The sequence below is a fragment of the Bifidobacterium sp. ESL0820 genome, from assembly GCF_052606235.1.
Window position 1 is genome coordinate 131,271 of sequence record NZ_CP199594.1, and the last position, 18,545, is coordinate 149,815.

Sequence of the window (18,545 nt, forward strand, 5' to 3'; positions counted from 1 at the left end):
TCAGATTATCGTGGTCGGTCGTAGTCGCGTCGGCAAAAAGAACAAAGCCAAGGTCCAGCTGGCGGCGCTCAGCCTAGTCATCGTCCTCCTGCTGGCGCTGGTGGTCGGTACCGATGTCCGTCTGAACCAGGTGGGTGCCGATGTCAAGGTCGTCAGGGTCGGCGTCATCGGCAGTTCGGACGATCAGATCTGGAAGGCCGTCCAGGCAGAGCTGGATCGGCGGGGCGAGCACATCAGGATCGAGCTCAAGCCCTTCCAGGATGCCATCTACGTCAACCAGGCCACATCCAACCGCGAGGTGGACTTCAACGCAGCCCAGCACTATGCCTACCTGGAGGACGATGTAAAGACCAACCACTACCAGCTGGCCGTGCTTGGCAATACCTACATCTCGCCCATGAATCTCTACTCGCAGCGCTATGCCGAGCCCTCGCAGTTCCAGGACGGCGACCGGGTGGCCATCCCCAACAACGCCACCAACATGGGTCGGGCCTTGAAGGTCCTGGCCGATGCCAAGCTGATCGGGCTGCGCGACCCCAAGGCCACCAACCCGCTGCCCGAGGATGTGGTGGACAATCCCAAGCATCTGAGTATCGAGCAGGTGGATCCGGCTGGCATCCTCAATCTGCTGCCTGACTATGCGGGCGGGGTCACCAATGCCAACTTCGTGGTCGATGCAGGGCGCAGCGTGCATGATGCCATCCACGAGGTTCCCTACGACCTGCAGAACCCGGCCAACAAGCCATACATCAACATCATCGTCACCACCAAGGATCAGCGGGACAACCCCACCTACGCCGCAGTAGTGCGCGCCTATCATTCCAAGCCTGTGGCCGACACCATCGTCCGTGTCTACAAGGGCGCCTGCCTGCCGGCTTTCAAGGTTTCCTGATGCGATAGGTTCCATCGATGAAGGAGGACGGATATGAGCACCAGAAGAACCAGGGCCAAGCGAGAGCTGGCGGCTGTTTCGGTCGTCATCCTGGTGGTCGCCGTCCTGATGGGCGTGGCCTATGTCAAGGTCAACCAGCCTGAACGCGGCCAGCGGGAGATCAGCATCGGCCTGGTGGGCGATGCCGATGAAGAGATTTGGAAGGCTGTTCAGCACGAGTTGGACCAGCGCCGGGCCGGCATAACAATCAAGCTGCGCTCCTTCCAATACGGGCGCTACGCCAATCAGGCGCTGGCCAACGGGGAGATCGACCTGAACGCTTTTCAACACTATGCCTTTCTGGAGCAGGAGTCCAAGCAGCATGGGTATCGCTTCGCCGCCATCGGCGACACCTACATTTCACCGCTCAACCTGTACTCAAAGAAGTACCGGAGCGTCGACCAGATAGGGCATGGCGAGCGGCTGGCCATTCCCAGCGATCCCATCGACCTGGGCCGCTCCCTGAAGGTGCTTGCCAGCGCCGGGCTGATCGGTCTGCGAGACCCCAAGGCCACCACGCCGGTTCCCGAAGACATCGTTGACAATCCGCGTGGGCTGGTCCTGGACCAGGTCGATCCACCGGGAATCGTCAAGGTCCTGCCCGACTATGCGGCCGGCATTACCAACACCAATTTCATCCTTGATGCCGGCATGAAGATCCAGGATGCCATCTACCAGGTGCCCGGCGATCTCAAATCGCCAGCCAATCACCCCTATGTCAACATCATCGTGGCCAGGCAGGCCGACAAAAATGATGCCGCATACAAGGCCCTGGTCTCTGCCTATCACAGCCGCTATGTGGCCGATGCCATCAACCGCTACTACCGTGGGGCGGCAGTCCCGGCCTTCTCCTACTAATAGTGGGTGCAATCGGGTCGTCTACCTGTCTTAATCCGGCCCAAGTCTGCTAATGATGAACAGCGGAGGGAAGGCTGATGAGGGATCGTGATCGCCTGACGCTGGCCCTGGTTCTGGATTCCTTCGGCAACAGGGGCAACGGGACCTCCAATTCCGCCATCCAATACGCCCAGGGTCTGGAGGCGCTGGGGCACCGGGTCCGTCTGGTGGGGGTGGGCTCGACAGATTATCCGGCACGGGTGCATCGAATTCCTCTGGTTTCCCGTGCGGCGGCCAGGCAGCAGATGAGCTTCGCTCGTGCCGATCCTGAACTCTTCCGAAGGGCCTTTGCCGGTGTGGATCTGGTCCATATCTACGAACCATTCGCCTTCGGCCGTGCCGCCCTGGCACAGGCCAGGTCTATGGGCATACCGGTGACTGCTGGGTTTCACATTCAGCCTGAGAACATCACCTATTCCGCAGGCCCATTGCGCTGGCTGCCCGGAGTGGACTCGGCCGTCTACCGGCTCTTTCGGTTCTGGCTCTACGATCATGTCGGGCACATCCACGTTCCCACCCAGCTGACGGCCGACCTGCTGCGCTCGCATGGGTACAAGGCCCGCCTGCATGTCATATCCAACGGGTACCAGCCTAGGTTCAACCCCGGGAACCGATATGAGCGTGACCGATACGAGCGTCAGAGATCAGACCGGCTGATCCAAGTCGCGGCCTCCGGCAGGCTGGCCCGGGAAAAGGACCATCTGACCCTGATCCGAGCCTTGGCTCTGTGCAGGAACAGGCGCAGGATCAGCCTGACCATAGCAGGCACAGGGCCTATGGAGCGCCGACTGAGGGCGGAAGCCGACAGGCAGCTGGACGGCATGCGGGTCTCGATTGGATTCCACCAGAACGCGACCATGCCCGACCTGCTCAGGCGGGCCGATCTTCTTATCCACCCCTCAATCGCGGATCTGGAATCGGTCAGCGTCCTGGAGGGGATGGCCTGTGGCGCAGTCCCGATCATTGCCCGATCCGACCTGAGCGCCGCAGGACACTTCGCCCTGACGCAGCATTCGCTCTTCCCGGTTGGCAAGGCCTGGGCGCTGGCTGAGCAAATCGACTGGTGGATAGATCATCCTGATGCCCTTGCAGTCTGGTCCGGACGCTACGCCGAACATGCCAAGGAACATTATTCCCTGGATGCCTCCGTCAAGGCCTTTGCCCATATGGCCATGCAGGCCGTCAGCGATCAAAGAGCCGGAGCAGGTATAGCCTGACCTGGCTTAGATCTCCTGCTTGGATATGATCAGAGCCGATCCGATGATGGCCGCCAGGACCACACCCACGGATGCTCCGGCATAGATCCAGGCCTGATCGGCCTTCAGAGTGTTCAGAACAATCTGTTCGCCGAACCCGACGAAGTCGAAGTATTTCAGCCACTGCCATTTTGCTGTCAACTCTACGAGGCCGATCAGCACGGGCCATATCACGATCACCACCGCTGGGATGACAAGGGATTTGGCAATGATCAAGAGGACAATGCCCAGACTGATGATGACGGAAATGCAGAAGCTCACCAGTAGGGTCATGACGGCCACATCCTTGCCCAAGACGCCCCAGTCGGCCCCCGGCTTCCTTCCTAGAGCCAGACCGGTGATCAGGATGGTGATGAAGTAGCACAGGGTCAGGAGGATGATGTCAATCAGGATGGTCACGTACTTGCCTAGGATGAACTGTATTCGTGAGATGCCTGATGTCAACGTGTTCTTCAAAGTGTGCTGGCTGTATTCCGAACCAATGACGATAACGAAGACCGCGATGTAAAAGTAAACCAGGGACGAGGCGGAGGCGGCACCCACTTGCAGGCCTGTTCTGACTGTCCAGCCCTGGCGTTCGATTGCCGACAGTTGATGAGCGTATTCTTCGCCCCCGGTGGTGATTCCTATGGTCGTCTTGCTCCATGTGGTCACTATGCCGAGGGCCACAGTGGCAATCAGCAGAATCAGCATGCCGATGGAGCGTAGCTGCCTATAAAAGTCCGCTCTGATCTGGTTGATCATTGTTGCCTCCTCGGCTCTTGAGGGTCCTTGTTGAGCAGATCCGCGAAATATTCCTCCAGCGATCCCTTCTGCTGGCTGATCTGATTGACCAGGATTCCTTTCTGAACCAGAAGTCTGTTGATGGGGCCTGGCTCCAGATTCCCCTGTCTGATCAGAATCTGATGGTCATCAAGGACTTGGAAGGGGCCGATTCCCTGGCGATCCAGGATCATGGCGGCCTTGGAGCTCTGGTCCACGTCGATCAACAGTCCGTTCTGATTGATCCGATCCAGTTCATCCTTGCCCACCTCCTTGATCAGGCGGCCGTGGCTGATGAACCCGAACCGGGAGGAGACCAGGTACAGTTCGCTCAGAATGTGGCTGGAGATGAGGATGGTCGTCTGGCGCTCCTGGTTGAGCGTGTCCAGAAGTGTTCTGAATTCCATGATTCCTGCCGGGTCCAGGCCGTTGATGGGCTCGTCCAGAATCAGGAAATCGGGTCGGGTGAGGATGGCCATGGCCAGCCCCAGGCGCTGACGCTGGCCCAGAGAGAGGTGACCGGCCCGAGTCTTGGCCTTCTCGCCCAGACCGACGAAGTCGATGACCTGGACGATGGCCTTGTCGTCGGCCAGCCCGTGCTGGATGGCTGTCAGCTTCATGTTCTGGCTGACGGTCATTTTTTTGAAGGCGGCTGGTGCCTCAATGATCGAGCCTATTCTGCTCAGTATGCGGCTGTCCTTGCCAATTGTGTGCCCCATCAGCCTTATGCTCCCCTTCTGTATGGGGGACAGTCCGGTGATCAGACGCATCAGGGTGGTTTTGCCAGCGCCGTTCTCGCCGATCAGCCCGTAGATCTCGCCCTTGTTGATGGAAAGGCTGACATCATCGAGTGCCTGGAAGCGGCCGAACCGTTTGCTGATATGGCTGATATCCAGAATGGTATCGTCCATGGAGTTCCTTTCTCTGTGTCACTATCAGAGAATCTAAAATGCTTTTCTTAAGTGCTTGGCCAAGAAATCATTAAGAATTGCATAAATTCGCTTGGGCGAGACTGGCCTCGTTAGGCTGCTTCAGTAACATGAGAGTGACCTGCGAAAGGAAGAAAGCATGCCGACGATTCTGGTCGTGGAGGATCAGGAGGACATCCAGTCTCTGCTCAAGGATGTGTTGGGAGGGACCTACCGAATCATCCAGGCGACGACGGGTGCCCAGGCCTTGGCCTGCTTCCAGCAGGAGGAACCCGACCTGATTCTTCTGGATCTGATGCTCCCCGTAGTCACCGGGGACAGCGTTCTCAAGGCCATTCGGCGTATGTCATCGGTGCCGGTCATCATCCTCACGGCCATCCAGGACAAGACCAGGACCGTCAGCCTCCTGGAGCAGGGCGCCAATGATTATGTGACCAAGCCATTTGACATCGACGAGCTCCGCGCTCGCATCCAGGTTCAGCTGCGCCAATCCGGGTCACTGAAAGCGGATGCGGATGCAGCAGGTGAATCCGCTGCCAAGATTTGTTTCCAGGGGATCGAGCTGGACCGGATGGAGCACACGGTAAGCGTTGATGGGCGCCGGGTCGATCTGGCCCGCAAGGAATTTGCCATTCTTGAGCTTCTGATGGACCATCCACATCGGGTTTTCGAGAAGGAAGACCTCTATCGGCAGGTTTGGAACCAGCCCTACATCAATGCCGAGAACACTCTCAATGTGCACCTGAGCACCTTGCGGACCAGCCTGAACAGATACGCCGGCAGCCAGCGCTACATCGTGTCGGTCTGGGGCATCGGGGTTCGCCTGGTTTGAATTCACACGGAAGGAAGAACGATGAATAAGGGGTCGTCGGAGGTGAATCCGTGAAGGTGGTTGCACTTGTTCTGGGTCTTGTCGCCCTCGCCTTAGCGATTGGCCTGATGATGCTGACTACCGACCTCAAACGGATCAGTGATGATCTGGACTTCATCAACCATGCCGACACCAATGCCTTGGTAACCACTGGGTCCAATATCGGGCTCATCCGTACTCTAGCGGATAGGATCAACGCCGTTCTGAACAGGACCAGACGGCTGCAGATTATCGAGGCTGAGCAGAACAAGCAAGTCCGGCAGATGCTGACCAACCTAACCCATGACATCAAGACCCCGCTGACCGTGGCCAGAGGATATGCCCAGCTGCTCAAGGAGGGATCGGCTGATCAGGAGCAATTGAGCAAGATTCTCAACAACCTACAGTCGGTGGATCACTATCTGCATTACCTGATGGATTTCAATCTGATACAGGAAAAGAGCGTGAATCTGGATCTGGCCAAGGTGAACCTATCGGCACTGGTTCAGCAGGAGCTCTTCAATGCCTTCGATTCTTTGACTGCACGGTCAGTCACGGTGGAGCCCAGGATCCAAGCTGGTGTGGAAATCACGACGGACCAGACCATGATGAGTCGGGTAATCCAGAACCTGATCGGCAACTGGCTCAAGTATGCGCAGGATTCAGCCTGGGTTGACCTGCACCAGGATGAAGATGGGCGGATTCATCTTGACTTCGGCAACGAAACCAAGGGCGGAGCCGTCGATGTGGACAGGCTCATGGAACGGTTCCAGACCGATGACCAATCACGGACCAAGATCAGAAGCACAGGTCTGGGTCTGAGCATTGTCGACTCCCTGGTGGATTCGCTCGGCGGCTCCATGAGGCTGGAATCCGCCAATGGTATTTTCTTGGCCCACTTGTTGCTGAGTGATGCTCCCCAATCAAGCCAATCATAAACAATGCGGGTTTAAGGTCGCTTGTTAAGATGCTGTGGCCTGTCTCGGCCTTTATGACAAGGCCGAGACAGGCCACCGAGTGTATGTAGGCGGAGAAATGGTGTCAGCACATCAATCTGATTGTGTTTAAATCCGATCGTGCTTCAATCCAATCGATGGATGAGCCGCTTCTCCGTCTACAATCAAGGGAAAATCAGGCCTTGGTGTGGGGGACTATGACGGCCCTGGCTGAGAGCTTGTTGTCGACCAGCTTGTGGTAGGCATCCAGAGCTTTGTCCAGCGAGTAGGTTTCAATCTCGGTCTGGATCTGGCCGTGGCGATACATGTTGGCCACATCGTAGAGCTCAGGAATGGAGCCCCAGTACACGCCCAGCAGCTCCTGCTCCCAGGGCTTGGAGTACCAGTCGTATTCCGCCTTGCCGCCGGCGATGCCGACCACGGTCACCCGGGATCCCGGGCCGCCCGAGGCCTGTGCGGCAGCAATGGTCGGGGCCACACCCACGAAATCGAAGGCAGCATCCACGCCCTCGCCATGGGTGATCTTCCTGATGTTCTCCACCTGGTGCTCGTCGCTCATAACGGGGATGGCACCCTTGGCCTCAGCCTTGGCCAGAGCCTCCGGCTTGGTGTCAGTGGCGATCACGGTAGCGCCGGTCAGCGCGTGCAGAATCTGAATGGCGATCTGGCCCAGCCCGCCCAGGCCAATGACCAGAGCGTACTTTCCGCCGCCGTTCAGGTGGGGCATGGCAGCCCGGATGGCGTGGTAGGGAGTCAGGGCAGCGTCAGCCAGGGGTGCAGCCGCGATTGGATCCGCATCGCCCAGGGGCACCAGGTTGCGGGCCGGGACGGTCATGTATTCGGCCATGCCGCCGTCGCGCCCCAGACCCAGGGCCAGCGACTTGTTGGTTGCGGCGCTGGAGCAGTAGTTTTCCTGGCCGGCTACGCAGTGAGGGCAGTGGCCGCATCCGGTGGGCCCGTAGACGATGTAGGCATCGCCCTTCTTGAAGCCCGTGACATCGGGTCCTACCTCTTCCACCCAGCCGGTGGTCTCATGTCCCAGAATGAACGGCGGCTTGGTGTGGCTGCCTGTTTCGGGGGTGTAGTCCTGGAAGACGGAGACGTCGGAATGGCAGCAGCCTGCACCGGCCACCTTGAGGAGAACCTCGCCGCTCCCGGGAGTCGGCTCTGGCACTTCCTTGAGGGTGGGGAAGGTGTTGAATTGCTCGAAAACAACGGCTTTCATAAGTTTCCTTTCATCGTTGAAGCATTTCTGCCCTTGCGTTCAGGGCGGGAGTGTCTGCATCAGCATCGTTGCAATAAAAATTTTACTGAACGTCAGATTTGCACTCACCCGAAAGAGTGTGAGATGTCCAACAATGCAGGATTGGCCATGCCTATAGGTCGGGCCGAAAAGCCATATATATGCCCCCCCCCCCCTAAGGCGAACTGGGAGGGGAGGGGACAAAATGATCTAAAGTTTGCCAGGATGAGTGTGAGCGGCTTTTACAGCAGACTGATCAGAGCCTGGGTGTCCTCAACGGTTGTCGCCCAGGAGGTGGCCAGCCGGATCACGGTGTGGGTGGCATCGCTGCGTTCCCAGAAGTCGAAGGCGACCTGCTTGGATAGCTCTTCCATGCGCTCATTGTCCAAGCGGACGAAGGTCTGGTTGGTGGGGGAGTTCATGACAATCTGATACCCCTTCTCATGCAGGGCTTTCTTGAGCATCGCTGCTGTCTGGATGGCGTTCCGGCTGATTCGCGAGTAGAGGCCGTCGGTAAAGAGGGCATCGAACTGCACTCCTAGGAGTCTTCCCTTGGCCAGAAGGGCGCCTCTTCTTTTGATCATGGTGCTGAAATGCTCGGGAGCGTTCCCCCTGGGGAAGACCACCGCTTCCCCACAGAGTGCGCCGACCTTGGTCCCGCCGATGTAGAAAACGTCGCAGAGACGGGCTATGTCCGTCAGATCGACGTCGGTTCCGGGGGCCACCAGCCCGTATCCAAGCCTGGCCCCGTCCAGGTAGAGCGGAATCTTGTGTTCCCGACAAATTTGCGAAAGGTCTTCCAGCTCCTGACGGGTGTAGAGGGTTCCATACTCGGTGGGATGGGAGATGTAGACCATACCGGGGAAGACCATCTGCTCATGGTTTTCGTCGGCGTAGAAGCCTTCCAGGAAAGCCTTAAGGTCCTCGGCGCGAATCTTGCCCTGTTCACCGGGGATGGTCAGAACCTTGTGGCCTACGGCTTCAATGGCGCCGGCCTCGTGGACGTTGACATGGCCCGTATCCGCAGCGACCACTCCCTGGTAAGGCTTCAGCAGGCAGGAGGTGACGACCTGGTTGGTCTGGGTCCCGCCGGCCATGAAATAGACCTGAGCCTGGGGGCAGTCGCAGGCCTGAGCGATCTTCTGAGCGGCGGAGGAGCAGTACCGATCCTTGCCATAGCCGGGAAGATGCTCCATGTTGGTGTCGATCAGCCGCTGCAGGACTGCGGGGTGGGCGCCCTCGGAATAGTCGTTGACAAATGACAGCATGTGGATCCTTCCGGTTCGACGATAATTGGCTCCGGGCCAGCCAAGCCGATCCGGAGCCATGGTTCTGACTACAGCATATGCTCAGGCTATGAGCTCCTTGACGGAGGCAATGATCGCCTGAAGGCTGACCTTGGCGTCGTTGAAGAGCATCTGTGTGTTCGGGTTGAAGTAGAGCTCATTCTCGATGCCGGCGTACCCCTTGCCCCTGCCTCTCTTGAGGACGACAACGTGCTGGGCCTTGTCGACATCCAGGATGGGCATACCGGAGACCGCGGTCCCTGGTCGGCGTGCAGCCGGGTTGGTCACGTCATTGGCGCCCACTACCAAGGCGACGTTGGCTGAGGGGAACTGGGGGTTGATGTCATCAAGGTCGATCAATTCCTCATAGGGGACGTTGGCCTCGGCCAAGAGGACGTTCATGTGTCCGGGCATACGTCCAGCCACAGGATGGATGGCATAGGAGACCTCCACGCCTCGCCCCTTGAGCAGCTCGCCCAGGTCGGCCAGTTCGCGCTGGGCCTGGGCCTGTGCCAGACCGAAGCCGGGGACGAAGATGACCTTGTCGGCATATACCAGCTGGACGGCCACATCGTCGGGTGTAGTCTCTTTCATGGCCCCCTGGGCACCTCGATCCTGGCTGGCGCTGACAGAGGAGCCGCCGAACCCTCCGGCCAACACGCTCAGGAGCGGCCTGTTCATGGCCTGGGCCATCAGGACGGACAGAGTGGCACCTGCTGCACCAACCAAAGCGCCTGCCACGATCAGAGCCACGTTGTCGATGGCCAGGCCGTTCATGGCCACAGCTGTGCCGGTGCAGGCGTTCAAGACGGAGATGACCACGGGCATGTCGGCGCCCCCGATGGGGATGACGAAGACCAGTCCATAGCCCAGGGCGAAGATGGCCGTGAGGATGGCCCATAGGGTTCGATTGCCGGGATTCAGGCAGAGCATGACCAGGCTGAGAACCGTCAACAGGGCGAAAAGCACATTCCAGACGGCCTTTGCTGGTAGCTTCAGGTTTTTGATCAGGCCGATGCCCTGGAGCTTGCCGGCAGCTATCAGAGAGCCGGTGAAGGTGATGGAACCGATGACCACGCCCAGGCCGGCGGTGATCAGCACCACCAGAGTCGGGGTGCCCTCGGAAGTCAGTATGTCGTTCAGGGCGACCAGGGCTGCAGCGCCGCCGCCGACCGTGTTGAAGACGGAAACCAGCTGAGGCATGTCCGTCATTTTGACCTTCCTGGCCGAGTAGACCCCCGCTGCCGATCCGATCAGGATGCCGAGCACGAGCAGAATGATGGCCAGGGAGGAGTTGAAACCGGTGGCGAACAGATGGATGAAGGCCATGGCCACGGCGATGACCATGCCCGCTGCAGAAATCCTGTTGCCCGTACGGGCCGTCTTGGGGGAGTTCATGTAGTGCAGGCCCATGACGAACATGACCGAGGAAAGGAGATAGACGAACCAGGTGATGATATCGAGGGTATTCACTTGTCGGCTCCCTCGTTCTCAGCGGTCTCGGTCGTGGCGGCCGACGCCTGTTCGTCCTGGCAGGCTTTATCCTTTCCCTTGTCGGGTTTGGAGGACTTGAACATCTCCAGCATCCTGTCGGTCACCACGTAGCCGCCTACCACATTCATGGCGCCGAGGACGGCAGCCAGGAATATGAGTACATAGGAAAGCGGGGAATGGGCCTCTGCCGCGATGATGACCACTCCGACGATCACAATGCCATGAATGGAGTTGGCGCCTGACATGAGCGGTGTGTGAAGCGTGGCCGGAACCTTGCCGATCACCTCCACGCCGATCAGCAGGGCCAGAATGAAAAGCGTAATTGCTATGACCACAGAATTCATTGCTCTTGACCTTTCTCTTCGGCCTTTTCGTCACCTGGAGCATCCGCGCTTTCGCCCGTGCCGGATTCGGCTGCTCCTGTTGCCACCAGTGCCTGATCAATCTCGTCGTCCGCTTTGATGCTGAGCGCGCCATCACGAAGGAAATGCACCAGCACGTCCGCCACATTTCTGGACAGCAGGTTGGATGCCGTCGTGGCTACGCCGCTGGCCAGGTATGGTGCCCCGATCATGATGACCCCCTTGTCGGTGGTCCTGGTTCCCACCTGTGATCCCTCGACGTTGCCGCCCAGGTCACTGGCAGCGCAGTCCACGATCACTGCTCCGGGGTGCAGATTGGCCACACCCTTGGCGCTCAGGAGGCGAGGAGGCTTTCCGCCTGGAACCTTGGCCGTGGTGATGACCACATCGAAGCCTGCCGCTTTGGCATCCACCGCAGCCTGCTGCTGGGCCTGTTCCTGGTCGGTCAGCTGCCGTGCATAGCCGCCCTGGCCCTGTCCCTTGGAGAAGTCCAGCCCCAAGTCGAGGAACTTGGCTCCCAAGGATTCCACCTCCTGCCTGGAAGCGGGCCTGACATCATAGGCAGTGACCACGGCTCCCAGACGTTTTGCGGTCCCGATGGCCTGCAGGCCTGCAATCCCCGCGCCCAGGACCAGAACCTTGGCTGGTCGGATGGTCCCCGCCGCAGTGGTCATCATGGGGAAGAAGGATCCATAGGCATCGGCAGCCACCAGAGCCGCCTTGTATCCCATGACCGAGTTCTGCGAGGTCATCTCATCCATGGACTGGGCCGAGCTGAGCTGTCGGGGGAGCCGCTCCATGGCGATTCCTGTAAGCCCGGCCGCTTCCAGGGATTTGATGTAGTCCCTGTCGCTCAAGGACCCCAGCATGCCGATGATCCATGTTCCGGCTGGAATCCTCTTCAGCAAGGAGCTATCCGGTCTGTTGACGAAACCCAGGACTTCTGATTTGGATAGGACGGTATCCCTGTCGGTGACTGTGGCTCCCGTCCGCTGGTAGTTCTCATCCCGGAAGCCGGCTCGAGCTCCGGCCCCGGACTCCAATAGGCAAGCAATGCCTTGTCTGGTCAGTCGGGTCACGATGTCTGGCGTTAGGGCCACACGAGACTCTTCCTCGTTTGTCTCTTTGAGGACCCCGAAGGTTACTGGAGATTGTTCTGGTCCACTCATGTCTTTCCTTTTTCAAACACAACTGTGTGTGAGCAATTGCACCAATGATTCTAGTTGCTGTACCTTGCTGTTGGGAGGTTAGTGCAGCCTGTATGTGCTTGCGCTTTATAAGTATCAGTCGAGAAGGGACCGAGCTCAAGGTATTTTCCGAATGTGGACGAGAAATAGATGGAGCATGAAGCTGTGCCCACATAGTTGCACCCGCGCAACCTATACAATGTCTGAAGAGTTGTAACGTCCGAAAAATGGGCTCACGGTTTTGTTACCGAATTTTTTGGGAGCCGGTCGGCATAGCACATGGCATCGCAGCCCTGTCCATCCGACAGTTTCCAGCTATGACCAGCTACGGCATGTGGGTTGATCATGCTAGGGTGCCGCGCGTCTTCAAGAATGATACGCGGCACCATAAGATGCAAAACATCAATGAGCACAAGACCTTGGCGACAGAACGATTTGGTGAGCTGATTTGTTCGTCTGCTGAGGCGGTCTCACATTGACGGCCAGTCCGCCTTTCTGGACTTGTGTGTCATCTCTGATTGATGTGCGCTGTGGCGCCTTATTCCCTTCCCTCATGCTTGTCGTTTGCCGCGGAATCCTTGGGCTTGGACTGCAGGGGATTGTGATGGTAGATAAGGGCGAAGGCAGCCAGGGTCTCGATCATGCTGGCGATGATCCAGGCAATGACGATGGCGTTCTGGTGTTTGCCGACTGTTCCCATTCGGGTGAAGATGAAGACATCCATGATGAAGGTCTGCAGCACCAGAAGGACCGTCGCCACGACTACCGTCCTGGTATGCCTGTCCGTCTCCGTTCCCTCTCCCTCCGGCTTGCCGGGAGACTTGAAGCTGGCATAGGAGAGGAGCCAGATACCGATTCCGAATAAGACTGCGGCAAGAGGCAGGGAGAAGAAGATCGGCATGGTGCTCAGGCTGAGGCCTAGAGCTGCGACTAGGACTGCTGAGGCCAGGCCCAGATAGAAGGAGTCATGGTTTTTGGCCTTGGGCGGTTTTGCTGGTCTACTTTCCCTAGTTGGTTGAGATGGCTTGTCGACAGGTACGGGCGCATCCTTTGCGGCAGACTTATTGGGTTGACTCGGCTTGTCGTCATGAGAGGGGCCATCATGCTCTCTGTCTACGTGGCCGGCTTGTTCCTGTTTATTTCGTGCTTCAGGTCTGGCATGATCAGTGTCCTTGCTGGATGAGTCCCTGCCTTCCTTCTCGCCTGTTTGTTCTGGTGCGGGCTTCGGCTTGGATGCATTTGCTGCTTGATTTTCTTTTCTGGCGTTCGCAGTTTCCACTGGTTTTGGCATGTGGTTCTTGTCGTTCATGGTTGTTTGTTGGGAATCTTCACGTGTGTCGTCGCTCCGCGAGGAGTTGCCCTCATGCCTGCCTTGGTTCTTATTCGCACGTTCGTTTCGATTGTTGCTCATCTGATCCTCCAGGCTTGTACTTCCCGTCACTTGTGGCAGGTCATCTGGCAGCCTGCCTATTTTCAGGAAGCAACCTCTGTTGATGCCAGTTTATGTGTCATTTTCTCGTAAAAGCGGCATTGACTGGCACTAGGTCGGCATCATTTCGATATTGACCAAGTGCAGGTGAAGCACATAGAGTTAGACGAGAGGCAGGGCCGGCACAAGCGCAGGATTCGTTGCAACATATTCAACGACGAAGGGTGTTTGTTTATGCATGGGCAGCATCGGCGGTCATGATTAATGTTGTTGTGGGTCAATCAGATGATTGTATATCCTGACTTGTCGAGGGCATCCAGGGCGGCAGGGAAGTCCTCGGCCTTGGTAAGGACATAGTCCGTGTTGTAGGTCGAGACGGCGAAAATGCCTATGCCCTTGTTTGCCAGAATGGTGGCGATGGGCGCCAGGATGCCGATGAGTGAAAAGTCGAGAATGCCTTGGATGCGGAAGGCCCGCCAGCCGTCGCTGCGTTCCAGGGTCCGGCTGGGAACAATCTCGGTTGGACAGACTAATGAAGCTTCTTGGTCGGTTCGTCCTGTAAAGACAAAAGGTGAGTTCAGATCAATCTCTGTATAATCAGCAACTTTGCAGACAGTCAGTTCCGCTTCTATGGGTTGGATGCAGATACCCTGCCCTTGCCTTGTCGCTGAGCTGCAATTCTTGGTCGTGAATGAATCGCTTTTTAAATATGATCTGATGATGGCGTATAGCGCAACTAGGGCCCATACGCATTCAAGGGCAAAAAAGGCCCACCTCCGGTTAGCCAGAGCATCGACGGCCAGCAAACATGCGCCGATAAGGTTCAAAACAAGGTTGACCCGGCTGCCGCTGGGCAGGCCTAGCAGCATCATCGAAGCAAAGGCCATGAGGAGCAGCAGAAATCCAATAAGCTGAGTCATTAGGAACAAACCAACCACATCCTTCCACGAGTGACCTGTTGAGCGTCGTCGATCCGGGTACGGCGCGTCTCGTCCGGGGAAGGAATGCTTCCGAAAGATACTGTAGCATTACTGGCAGGGGTCGAAAGTCCGGTGTGCATCCCCATAAGCAGAGGATGAATATATAGCCAAAAGTGATAGGCAATACTGTCTTCCTATGCTTTGTTAGATTGCAGGAGGGCATCACCAAGGAGACGATAGCGCATGGAAAAACTGCAGCTGAGCAATGGCTTCGAGCTTCCCATATTGGGATTTGGAGTCTACCAGATAGGTGATCTGGATGAATGCAGACGTGGTGTGGCATCGGCCCTCGATTGGGACTACCGCCTTATCGATACAGCTGCCTTCTATGGCAACGAGAGAGCAGTGGGAGATGCGCTGAGGGAATCTGCTATTCCTCGAGAGGAAGTGAGCCTTTCCTCAAAGGTCTGGATTCAGCAAAGTGGTTACGAGGGGACGATGCAGTCCTTTGAAAAGACGCTGATCAACCTGCAGACGGACTACCTGGATCTGTACCTTATCCATATGCCTTATGGCGATTATCAGGGGTCGTGGAGAGCTATGGAAGACCTGTATGGCCAAGGCCGCGTTCGTGCCATCGGAGTCTGCAATTTCCTGCCTGACCGGCTAATTGATTTGATCCTTTCCAGCAGAATCGCGCCTATGGTCAATCAGATTGAGCTGCATCCCTTCACTCAGCAGATCGCACTTCGAAAGGTCATGGACGAGCAGGGGGTTGCACCCATGGCCTGGGCGCCTCTGGCTAAAGGTCGTCGGGGAATTTTCGACAATCCTGTCCTCATGCTTATCGGCCAGCGCTACGGCAAGACATCGGCCCAGATAGTATTGCGCTGGCTGACCCAGCAGGGGATATGCGCCATCCCGAAATCCGCGCATGAGGAACGGATTCGCGAGAACCACAATATTGCAGATTTCAGTCTTGATGATGACGATATGCATGACATCAGAGCCATGGATACAGGAGGTCGCCTATTTCTTAATGTGGATACGCCTGAGGAGACCACACGTCTGCATGGGTTATCTTATACACAGTGACTGAGGTCCGCTGAGCTGATAAAATGAGGGCGCCCGCACTTTAAGATTCCTGTGTGGATGCCCTCGTCTTGATATTAGGGATTCTTGCTGAGGCTCTTCATGCGCCTGCGCCTCGACTGGCTTATTGTGCCGGCCAGTCGCCTTGCAGACAGCTCAAGTAATCTTTGGCCGCCTTTTCCAGGCTCTGATCGCTCATACCTGAGCTAACGCCGGTCAGAATAAAGGGCTTCCGATAGACGGTTCCAATGAGATTGCTGGTAGCTTTGAACGGAGCCAGGAGCTCGTCCACCGTATAGCCGAATTCGCCCTCATGGTGATAGTTCTCTCCGGCAGAGCCGACCGAGACGGCGAGCATGAGTTCCTTGCCTTTCAGGGCATCGCCGTGGGTACCGTAGGCCCATCCGTAGGTAAGCACCAGGTCTTCCCACTCCTTGAGCAGCGGAGGGCAGCTGTACCAATACATGGGAAACTGCCATACCAGACGGTCACAGCCTTTGACGAATGCTTGCTCACTAGGGATGTCGATCTGATTTGAGCGCAAGGCAGCATATTCATCCCGGACCAGGATGCCCTCATCCTCATGCCCCGTGGCTTCCTGCATCAGGCGGGCGTTGATCCGTGAGGCTTCCATATGGGGGTGGAAGACCAGGACTGCAGTCTTGGCGTTTTGCTTCATGCCTTATTCTCCTTCAGTCATCATTTTGCCAGATTTGCTTGGCGCGGTTGAAAGCCGACCAGGCCTTCGGCCAGCCTGCGTAGAAGACCAGATGGGTAATTTCCGCTGCTATCTCGTCCTTGGTGATGCCGTTCTTTTTCCCATGTTCAGATGAGCGTCGAGCTGTTCTGTGCTGCCCATGGTAATCAATGCGGCTATGGTGATCATGCTTCTGTCGTGCGCGGACAGTGCTTGTTCATCAGCCCAGACTTCACCGAATAGAACATCGTCATTCAGAGCGGCGAACTGAGGCGCGAATTCGCCCAACTGCTCTCTTCCTGCTGTTTGTTTTGTGGCCATGACGTTCCCTTCCTCGCTGACTGTATGATCTCCCAAGACACAGGTTCGCTGCCGTCTTGGATGTGAACGGCAATAGTTTATGGCCCTCGAAACGGTATGTATAATGCCATTTGCTTATATGTTGGTATTCGTTTTTTGCATGGGTGCGTTGCCGAGCTTTCATCCGATTGGTTTCTTCTTGACTCTGGCAGGAGTCTTGTCTGTTGTGACTATGGGTCGCTTTCTCTGCTGGTCCCAATGCCAGTTTTTCGAATGCGCCCGCTTAGGCTGTCTTTTGGGTTACTAGGCGATGGGAGTTGAGCTCATGAGAATCACTGGTTTGGATCATCTGGTCATCACAGTGCAGGATGTCGATGCGACCTGCGCGTTTTACCATGATGTGCTGGGCATGCAGGTACAGACGTTCGGCGATGGGCGTTTGGCGCTGAAATTCGGCCAGCAGAAGATCAACATTCACGAGGCCGGCCACGAGATTGACCCCAAGGCGGACAAGCCTACGCCCGGCTCGGCTGATTTATGTTTGCTCGTGGAGGATTCGCTGGATGATGTGGTTGCCGCGCTTCATGAGCATCATATCGACTATATGGGTCCGGTCAATCGGACTGGCGCGCAAGGGGCCATCACCTCGGTGTACGTCAGGGATCCCGATAGGAACCTGATCGAGCTTTCCAGATATGACCAGGACTGATATGGAATATGAACGGGATACGTCAGTACATGCACCCTCCCGGCTTAACGCTATGAGCCGGTAGTTCAATTAGTGCAGGCTGGATTTCGTGGTTCTGCTTACATCTCGAGTCGCATCATAGCGTTTTCCTGGCTTCTGTAGATTTGCAGGCGTTTTCTGTTCCAATCTGTCTTCGCAATATTTCCAGATACTGACTCGCCGCTGATGAAAAATGCCTATTGCTCTTCCAAACCAGGTTCACTCTTGTTCTAAGTTCAGGCACCAGAGGTTTGAAGACCAGATTTGAGCCCTCGGTCAGATTGATGATGCGGTCCAGGCAGAGCGCGTAACCACATTTTTCGCTGACGAATAGTGACGCGTTGAAGAGCAGATTGTAGGTTCCTACAACATGCAGTTCGTGCTCTGAGAAGGAACTCCATCCGCTGAATTCTCTGTCGAACCTGACCTGCCGTGAGAGCAGGAGGGGTATCTGCTCAAGATCTTCCTGGCGGATGCCATCATGGCTGGCCAACGTGGAGTCCTTGCGTATGAGCAATCCCCATCTGTCGGCTGTAGGCAAGCCGATATAGGAGTATTTGGTGTTGTCCGAGGGCTCAAAAAGCAGGCCAAAATCCAGAAGTCCTGATTCTAATTGATCTGTTACGGCCTGACCATTGCCGCTGAGAATGTGGAACTTTACCTGAGGATAGTGCTGCAGCATGCACTCTGCGGCCCTGGCCAGGAAGCGCACGGCTTCTGTTTCACCCGCGCCGATGTAGACATTGCCGTTGATTGGCTTGCCCATGCTTGTGAGCTCAGCTTCAGCACGGTCAGCCATGAGCACGATCTCGCGTGCCCGGTCACGCAGCAGTTCCCCTGCTGGAGTCAGCGTAATTGTGCGGCTTCCGCGGTCAAAGAGCTTGTGTCCTAGGTGCTTTTCCAGATCTTTTATCTGCCTGGACAGGGATGGCTGGGATATGTTCAGGTACTCGGCTGCTCCAGTGATGCTCCCCTCTTCAACGATGGCCAGGAAATACCTCAGCACCCGTAAATATATTCTGTATTCAACTATGCAATTTGATATGATGATAAGCGTAGTATAAAACCACTTTGTTTAAATAACCTAAGTGGTTTCCTCGAACGACGGCGACTCTAATTCATGTAAACTCCTGCTCCAAGATGCCGTGGAAAGGCATAATTTCACATAATGTGAGTGAATAAAGAGATGAAGGACAAAAAGCAAAACGCTGATGTAAATTTCCTTCT

18 protein-coding genes, 1 pseudogene and 1 riboswitch are annotated in these 18,545 nt (G+C 56.6%); of the genes and pseudogenes, 7 read left to right on the top strand and 12 right to left on the bottom strand.

What is annotated here, in order from left to right; genetic code table 11:
• The first annotated feature begins 10 nt into the window (after positions 1-10).
• The 3 genes from ACUIAH_RS00565 (at position 11) to ACUIAH_RS00575 (ending at position 3,045) form a co-directional block, all read left to right on the top strand.
• Complete coding sequence (locus ACUIAH_RS00565) at positions 11-892, top strand: MetQ/NlpA family ABC transporter substrate-binding protein (protein ID WP_445341034.1); 882 nt, start codon at positions 11-13, stop codon at positions 890-892.
• Positions 893-925: 33 nt separating this feature from the next.
• Positions 926-1,789 carry a MetQ/NlpA family ABC transporter substrate-binding protein gene (locus ACUIAH_RS00570; RefSeq protein ID WP_445341035.1) on the top strand — a complete coding sequence of 288 codons (864 nt, stop codon included), beginning with the start codon at positions 926-928 and terminating at the stop codon, positions 1,787-1,789.
• Between the two features lie 77 nt (positions 1,790-1,866).
• Positions 1,867-3,045, top strand: a complete 1,179-nt coding sequence (locus ACUIAH_RS00575) for a glycosyltransferase (protein WP_445341036.1) — start codon at positions 1,867-1,869, stop codon at positions 3,043-3,045.
• A gap of 6 nt (positions 3,046-3,051) precedes the next feature.
• Here ACUIAH_RS00575 and ACUIAH_RS00580 read toward each other — a convergent pair whose 3' ends face one another.
• Both ACUIAH_RS00580 and ACUIAH_RS00585 read right to left on the bottom strand, forming a co-directional pair.
• Positions 3,052-3,828: an ABC transporter permease gene (locus tag ACUIAH_RS00580; RefSeq protein ID WP_445341037.1), complete on the bottom strand. Its 777-nt coding sequence runs from the start codon at positions 3,826-3,828 to the stop codon at positions 3,052-3,054.
• The gene (locus ACUIAH_RS00585; RefSeq protein WP_445341038.1) at positions 3,825-4,757 is read right to left on the bottom strand and encodes an ABC transporter ATP-binding protein; all 933 of its coding nucleotides are present in this window, start codon (positions 4,755-4,757) and stop codon (positions 3,825-3,827) included. Before ACUIAH_RS00585 ends, ACUIAH_RS00580 begins: the two co-directional genes overlap by 4 nt.
• Positions 4,758-4,914: 157 nt before the next feature.
• Between ACUIAH_RS00585 and ACUIAH_RS00590 the strand changes: the two genes are divergently transcribed.
• Complete coding sequence (locus tag ACUIAH_RS00590) at positions 4,915-5,607, top strand: response regulator transcription factor (RefSeq protein ID WP_445341039.1); 693 nt, start codon at positions 4,915-4,917, stop codon at positions 5,605-5,607.
• A gap of 50 nt (positions 5,608-5,657) precedes the next feature.
• A complete protein-coding gene (locus ACUIAH_RS00595; RefSeq protein WP_445341040.1) occupies positions 5,658-6,563 on the top strand; it encodes a sensor histidine kinase in 906 nt (301 codons plus the stop codon).
• Between the two features lie 193 nt (positions 6,564-6,756).
• On the opposite strand, the gene ACUIAH_RS00600 is transcribed toward ACUIAH_RS00595, so the two are convergent.
• From ACUIAH_RS00600 to ACUIAH_RS00630, 7 genes are all read right to left on the bottom strand, one after another.
• Complete coding sequence (locus ACUIAH_RS00600) at positions 6,757-7,806, bottom strand: NAD(P)-dependent alcohol dehydrogenase (RefSeq protein ID WP_445341041.1); 1,050 nt, start codon at positions 7,804-7,806, stop codon at positions 6,757-6,759.
• Positions 7,807-8,066: 260 nt separating this feature from the next.
• Positions 8,067-9,092: a threonine aldolase family protein gene (locus ACUIAH_RS00605; protein WP_445341042.1), complete on the bottom strand. Its 1,026-nt coding sequence runs from the start codon at positions 9,090-9,092 to the stop codon at positions 8,067-8,069.
• An 81-nt stretch (positions 9,093-9,173) separates the two neighbouring features.
• Positions 9,174-10,532 carry an NAD(P)(+) transhydrogenase (Re/Si-specific) subunit beta gene (locus ACUIAH_RS00610; RefSeq protein WP_445341594.1) on the bottom strand — a complete coding sequence of 453 codons (1,359 nt, stop codon included), beginning with the start codon at positions 10,530-10,532 and terminating at the stop codon, positions 9,174-9,176.
• 47 nt (positions 10,533-10,579) lie between these two features.
• Positions 10,580-10,948, bottom strand: a complete 369-nt coding sequence (locus ACUIAH_RS00615; protein WP_445341043.1) for an NAD(P) transhydrogenase subunit alpha — start codon at positions 10,946-10,948, stop codon at positions 10,580-10,582.
• Positions 10,945-12,135, bottom strand: coding sequence for an NAD(P) transhydrogenase subunit alpha (locus ACUIAH_RS00620; RefSeq protein ID WP_445341044.1), 1,191 nt, complete (start codon positions 12,133-12,135; stop codon positions 10,945-10,947). The genes ACUIAH_RS00615 and ACUIAH_RS00620 overlap by 4 nt, the downstream gene beginning before the upstream one ends.
• A gap of 556 nt (positions 12,136-12,691) precedes the next feature.
• The gene (locus ACUIAH_RS00625; protein WP_445341045.1) at positions 12,692-13,564 is read right to left on the bottom strand and encodes a hypothetical protein; all 873 of its coding nucleotides are present in this window, start codon (positions 13,562-13,564) and stop codon (positions 12,692-12,694) included.
• Positions 13,565-13,863: 299 nt separating this feature from the next.
• On the bottom strand, positions 13,864-14,502 hold the full coding sequence (locus tag ACUIAH_RS00630; protein ID WP_232340461.1) for an ACT domain-containing protein: 639 nt from the start codon (positions 14,500-14,502) through the stop codon (positions 13,864-13,866).
• A gap of 39 nt (positions 14,503-14,541) precedes the next feature.
• A riboswitch (guanidine-III (ykkC-III) riboswitch) is annotated at positions 14,542-14,599 on the bottom strand.
• A gap of 146 nt (positions 14,600-14,745) precedes the next feature.
• Between ACUIAH_RS00630 and ACUIAH_RS00635 the strand changes: the two genes are divergently transcribed.
• Positions 14,746-15,597, top strand: a complete 852-nt coding sequence (locus ACUIAH_RS00635; protein ID WP_445341046.1) for an aldo/keto reductase — start codon at positions 14,746-14,748, stop codon at positions 15,595-15,597.
• 121 nt (positions 15,598-15,718) lie between these two features.
• On the opposite strand, the gene ACUIAH_RS00640 is transcribed toward ACUIAH_RS00635, so the two are convergent.
• Entirely contained in the window at positions 15,719-16,273 is a 555-nt protein-coding gene (locus ACUIAH_RS00640; RefSeq protein ID WP_445341047.1) for an NAD(P)H-dependent oxidoreductase, read from the bottom strand.
• A gap of 13 nt (positions 16,274-16,286) precedes the next feature.
• Positions 16,287-16,612, bottom strand: a pseudogene (locus ACUIAH_RS00645) (carboxymuconolactone decarboxylase family protein).
• A gap of 319 nt (positions 16,613-16,931) precedes the next feature.
• Between ACUIAH_RS00645 and ACUIAH_RS00650 the strand changes: the two are divergent.
• On the top strand, positions 16,932-17,300 hold the full coding sequence (locus tag ACUIAH_RS00650) for a VOC family protein (RefSeq protein ID WP_306221091.1): 369 nt from the start codon (positions 16,932-16,934) through the stop codon (positions 17,298-17,300).
• A gap of 115 nt (positions 17,301-17,415) precedes the next feature.
• Here ACUIAH_RS00650 and ACUIAH_RS00655 read toward each other — a convergent pair whose 3' ends face one another.
• On the bottom strand, positions 17,416-18,324 hold the full coding sequence (locus ACUIAH_RS00655; protein WP_445341048.1) for a LysR family transcriptional regulator: 909 nt from the start codon (positions 18,322-18,324) through the stop codon (positions 17,416-17,418).
• Positions 18,325-18,545: the final 221 nt, after the last annotated feature.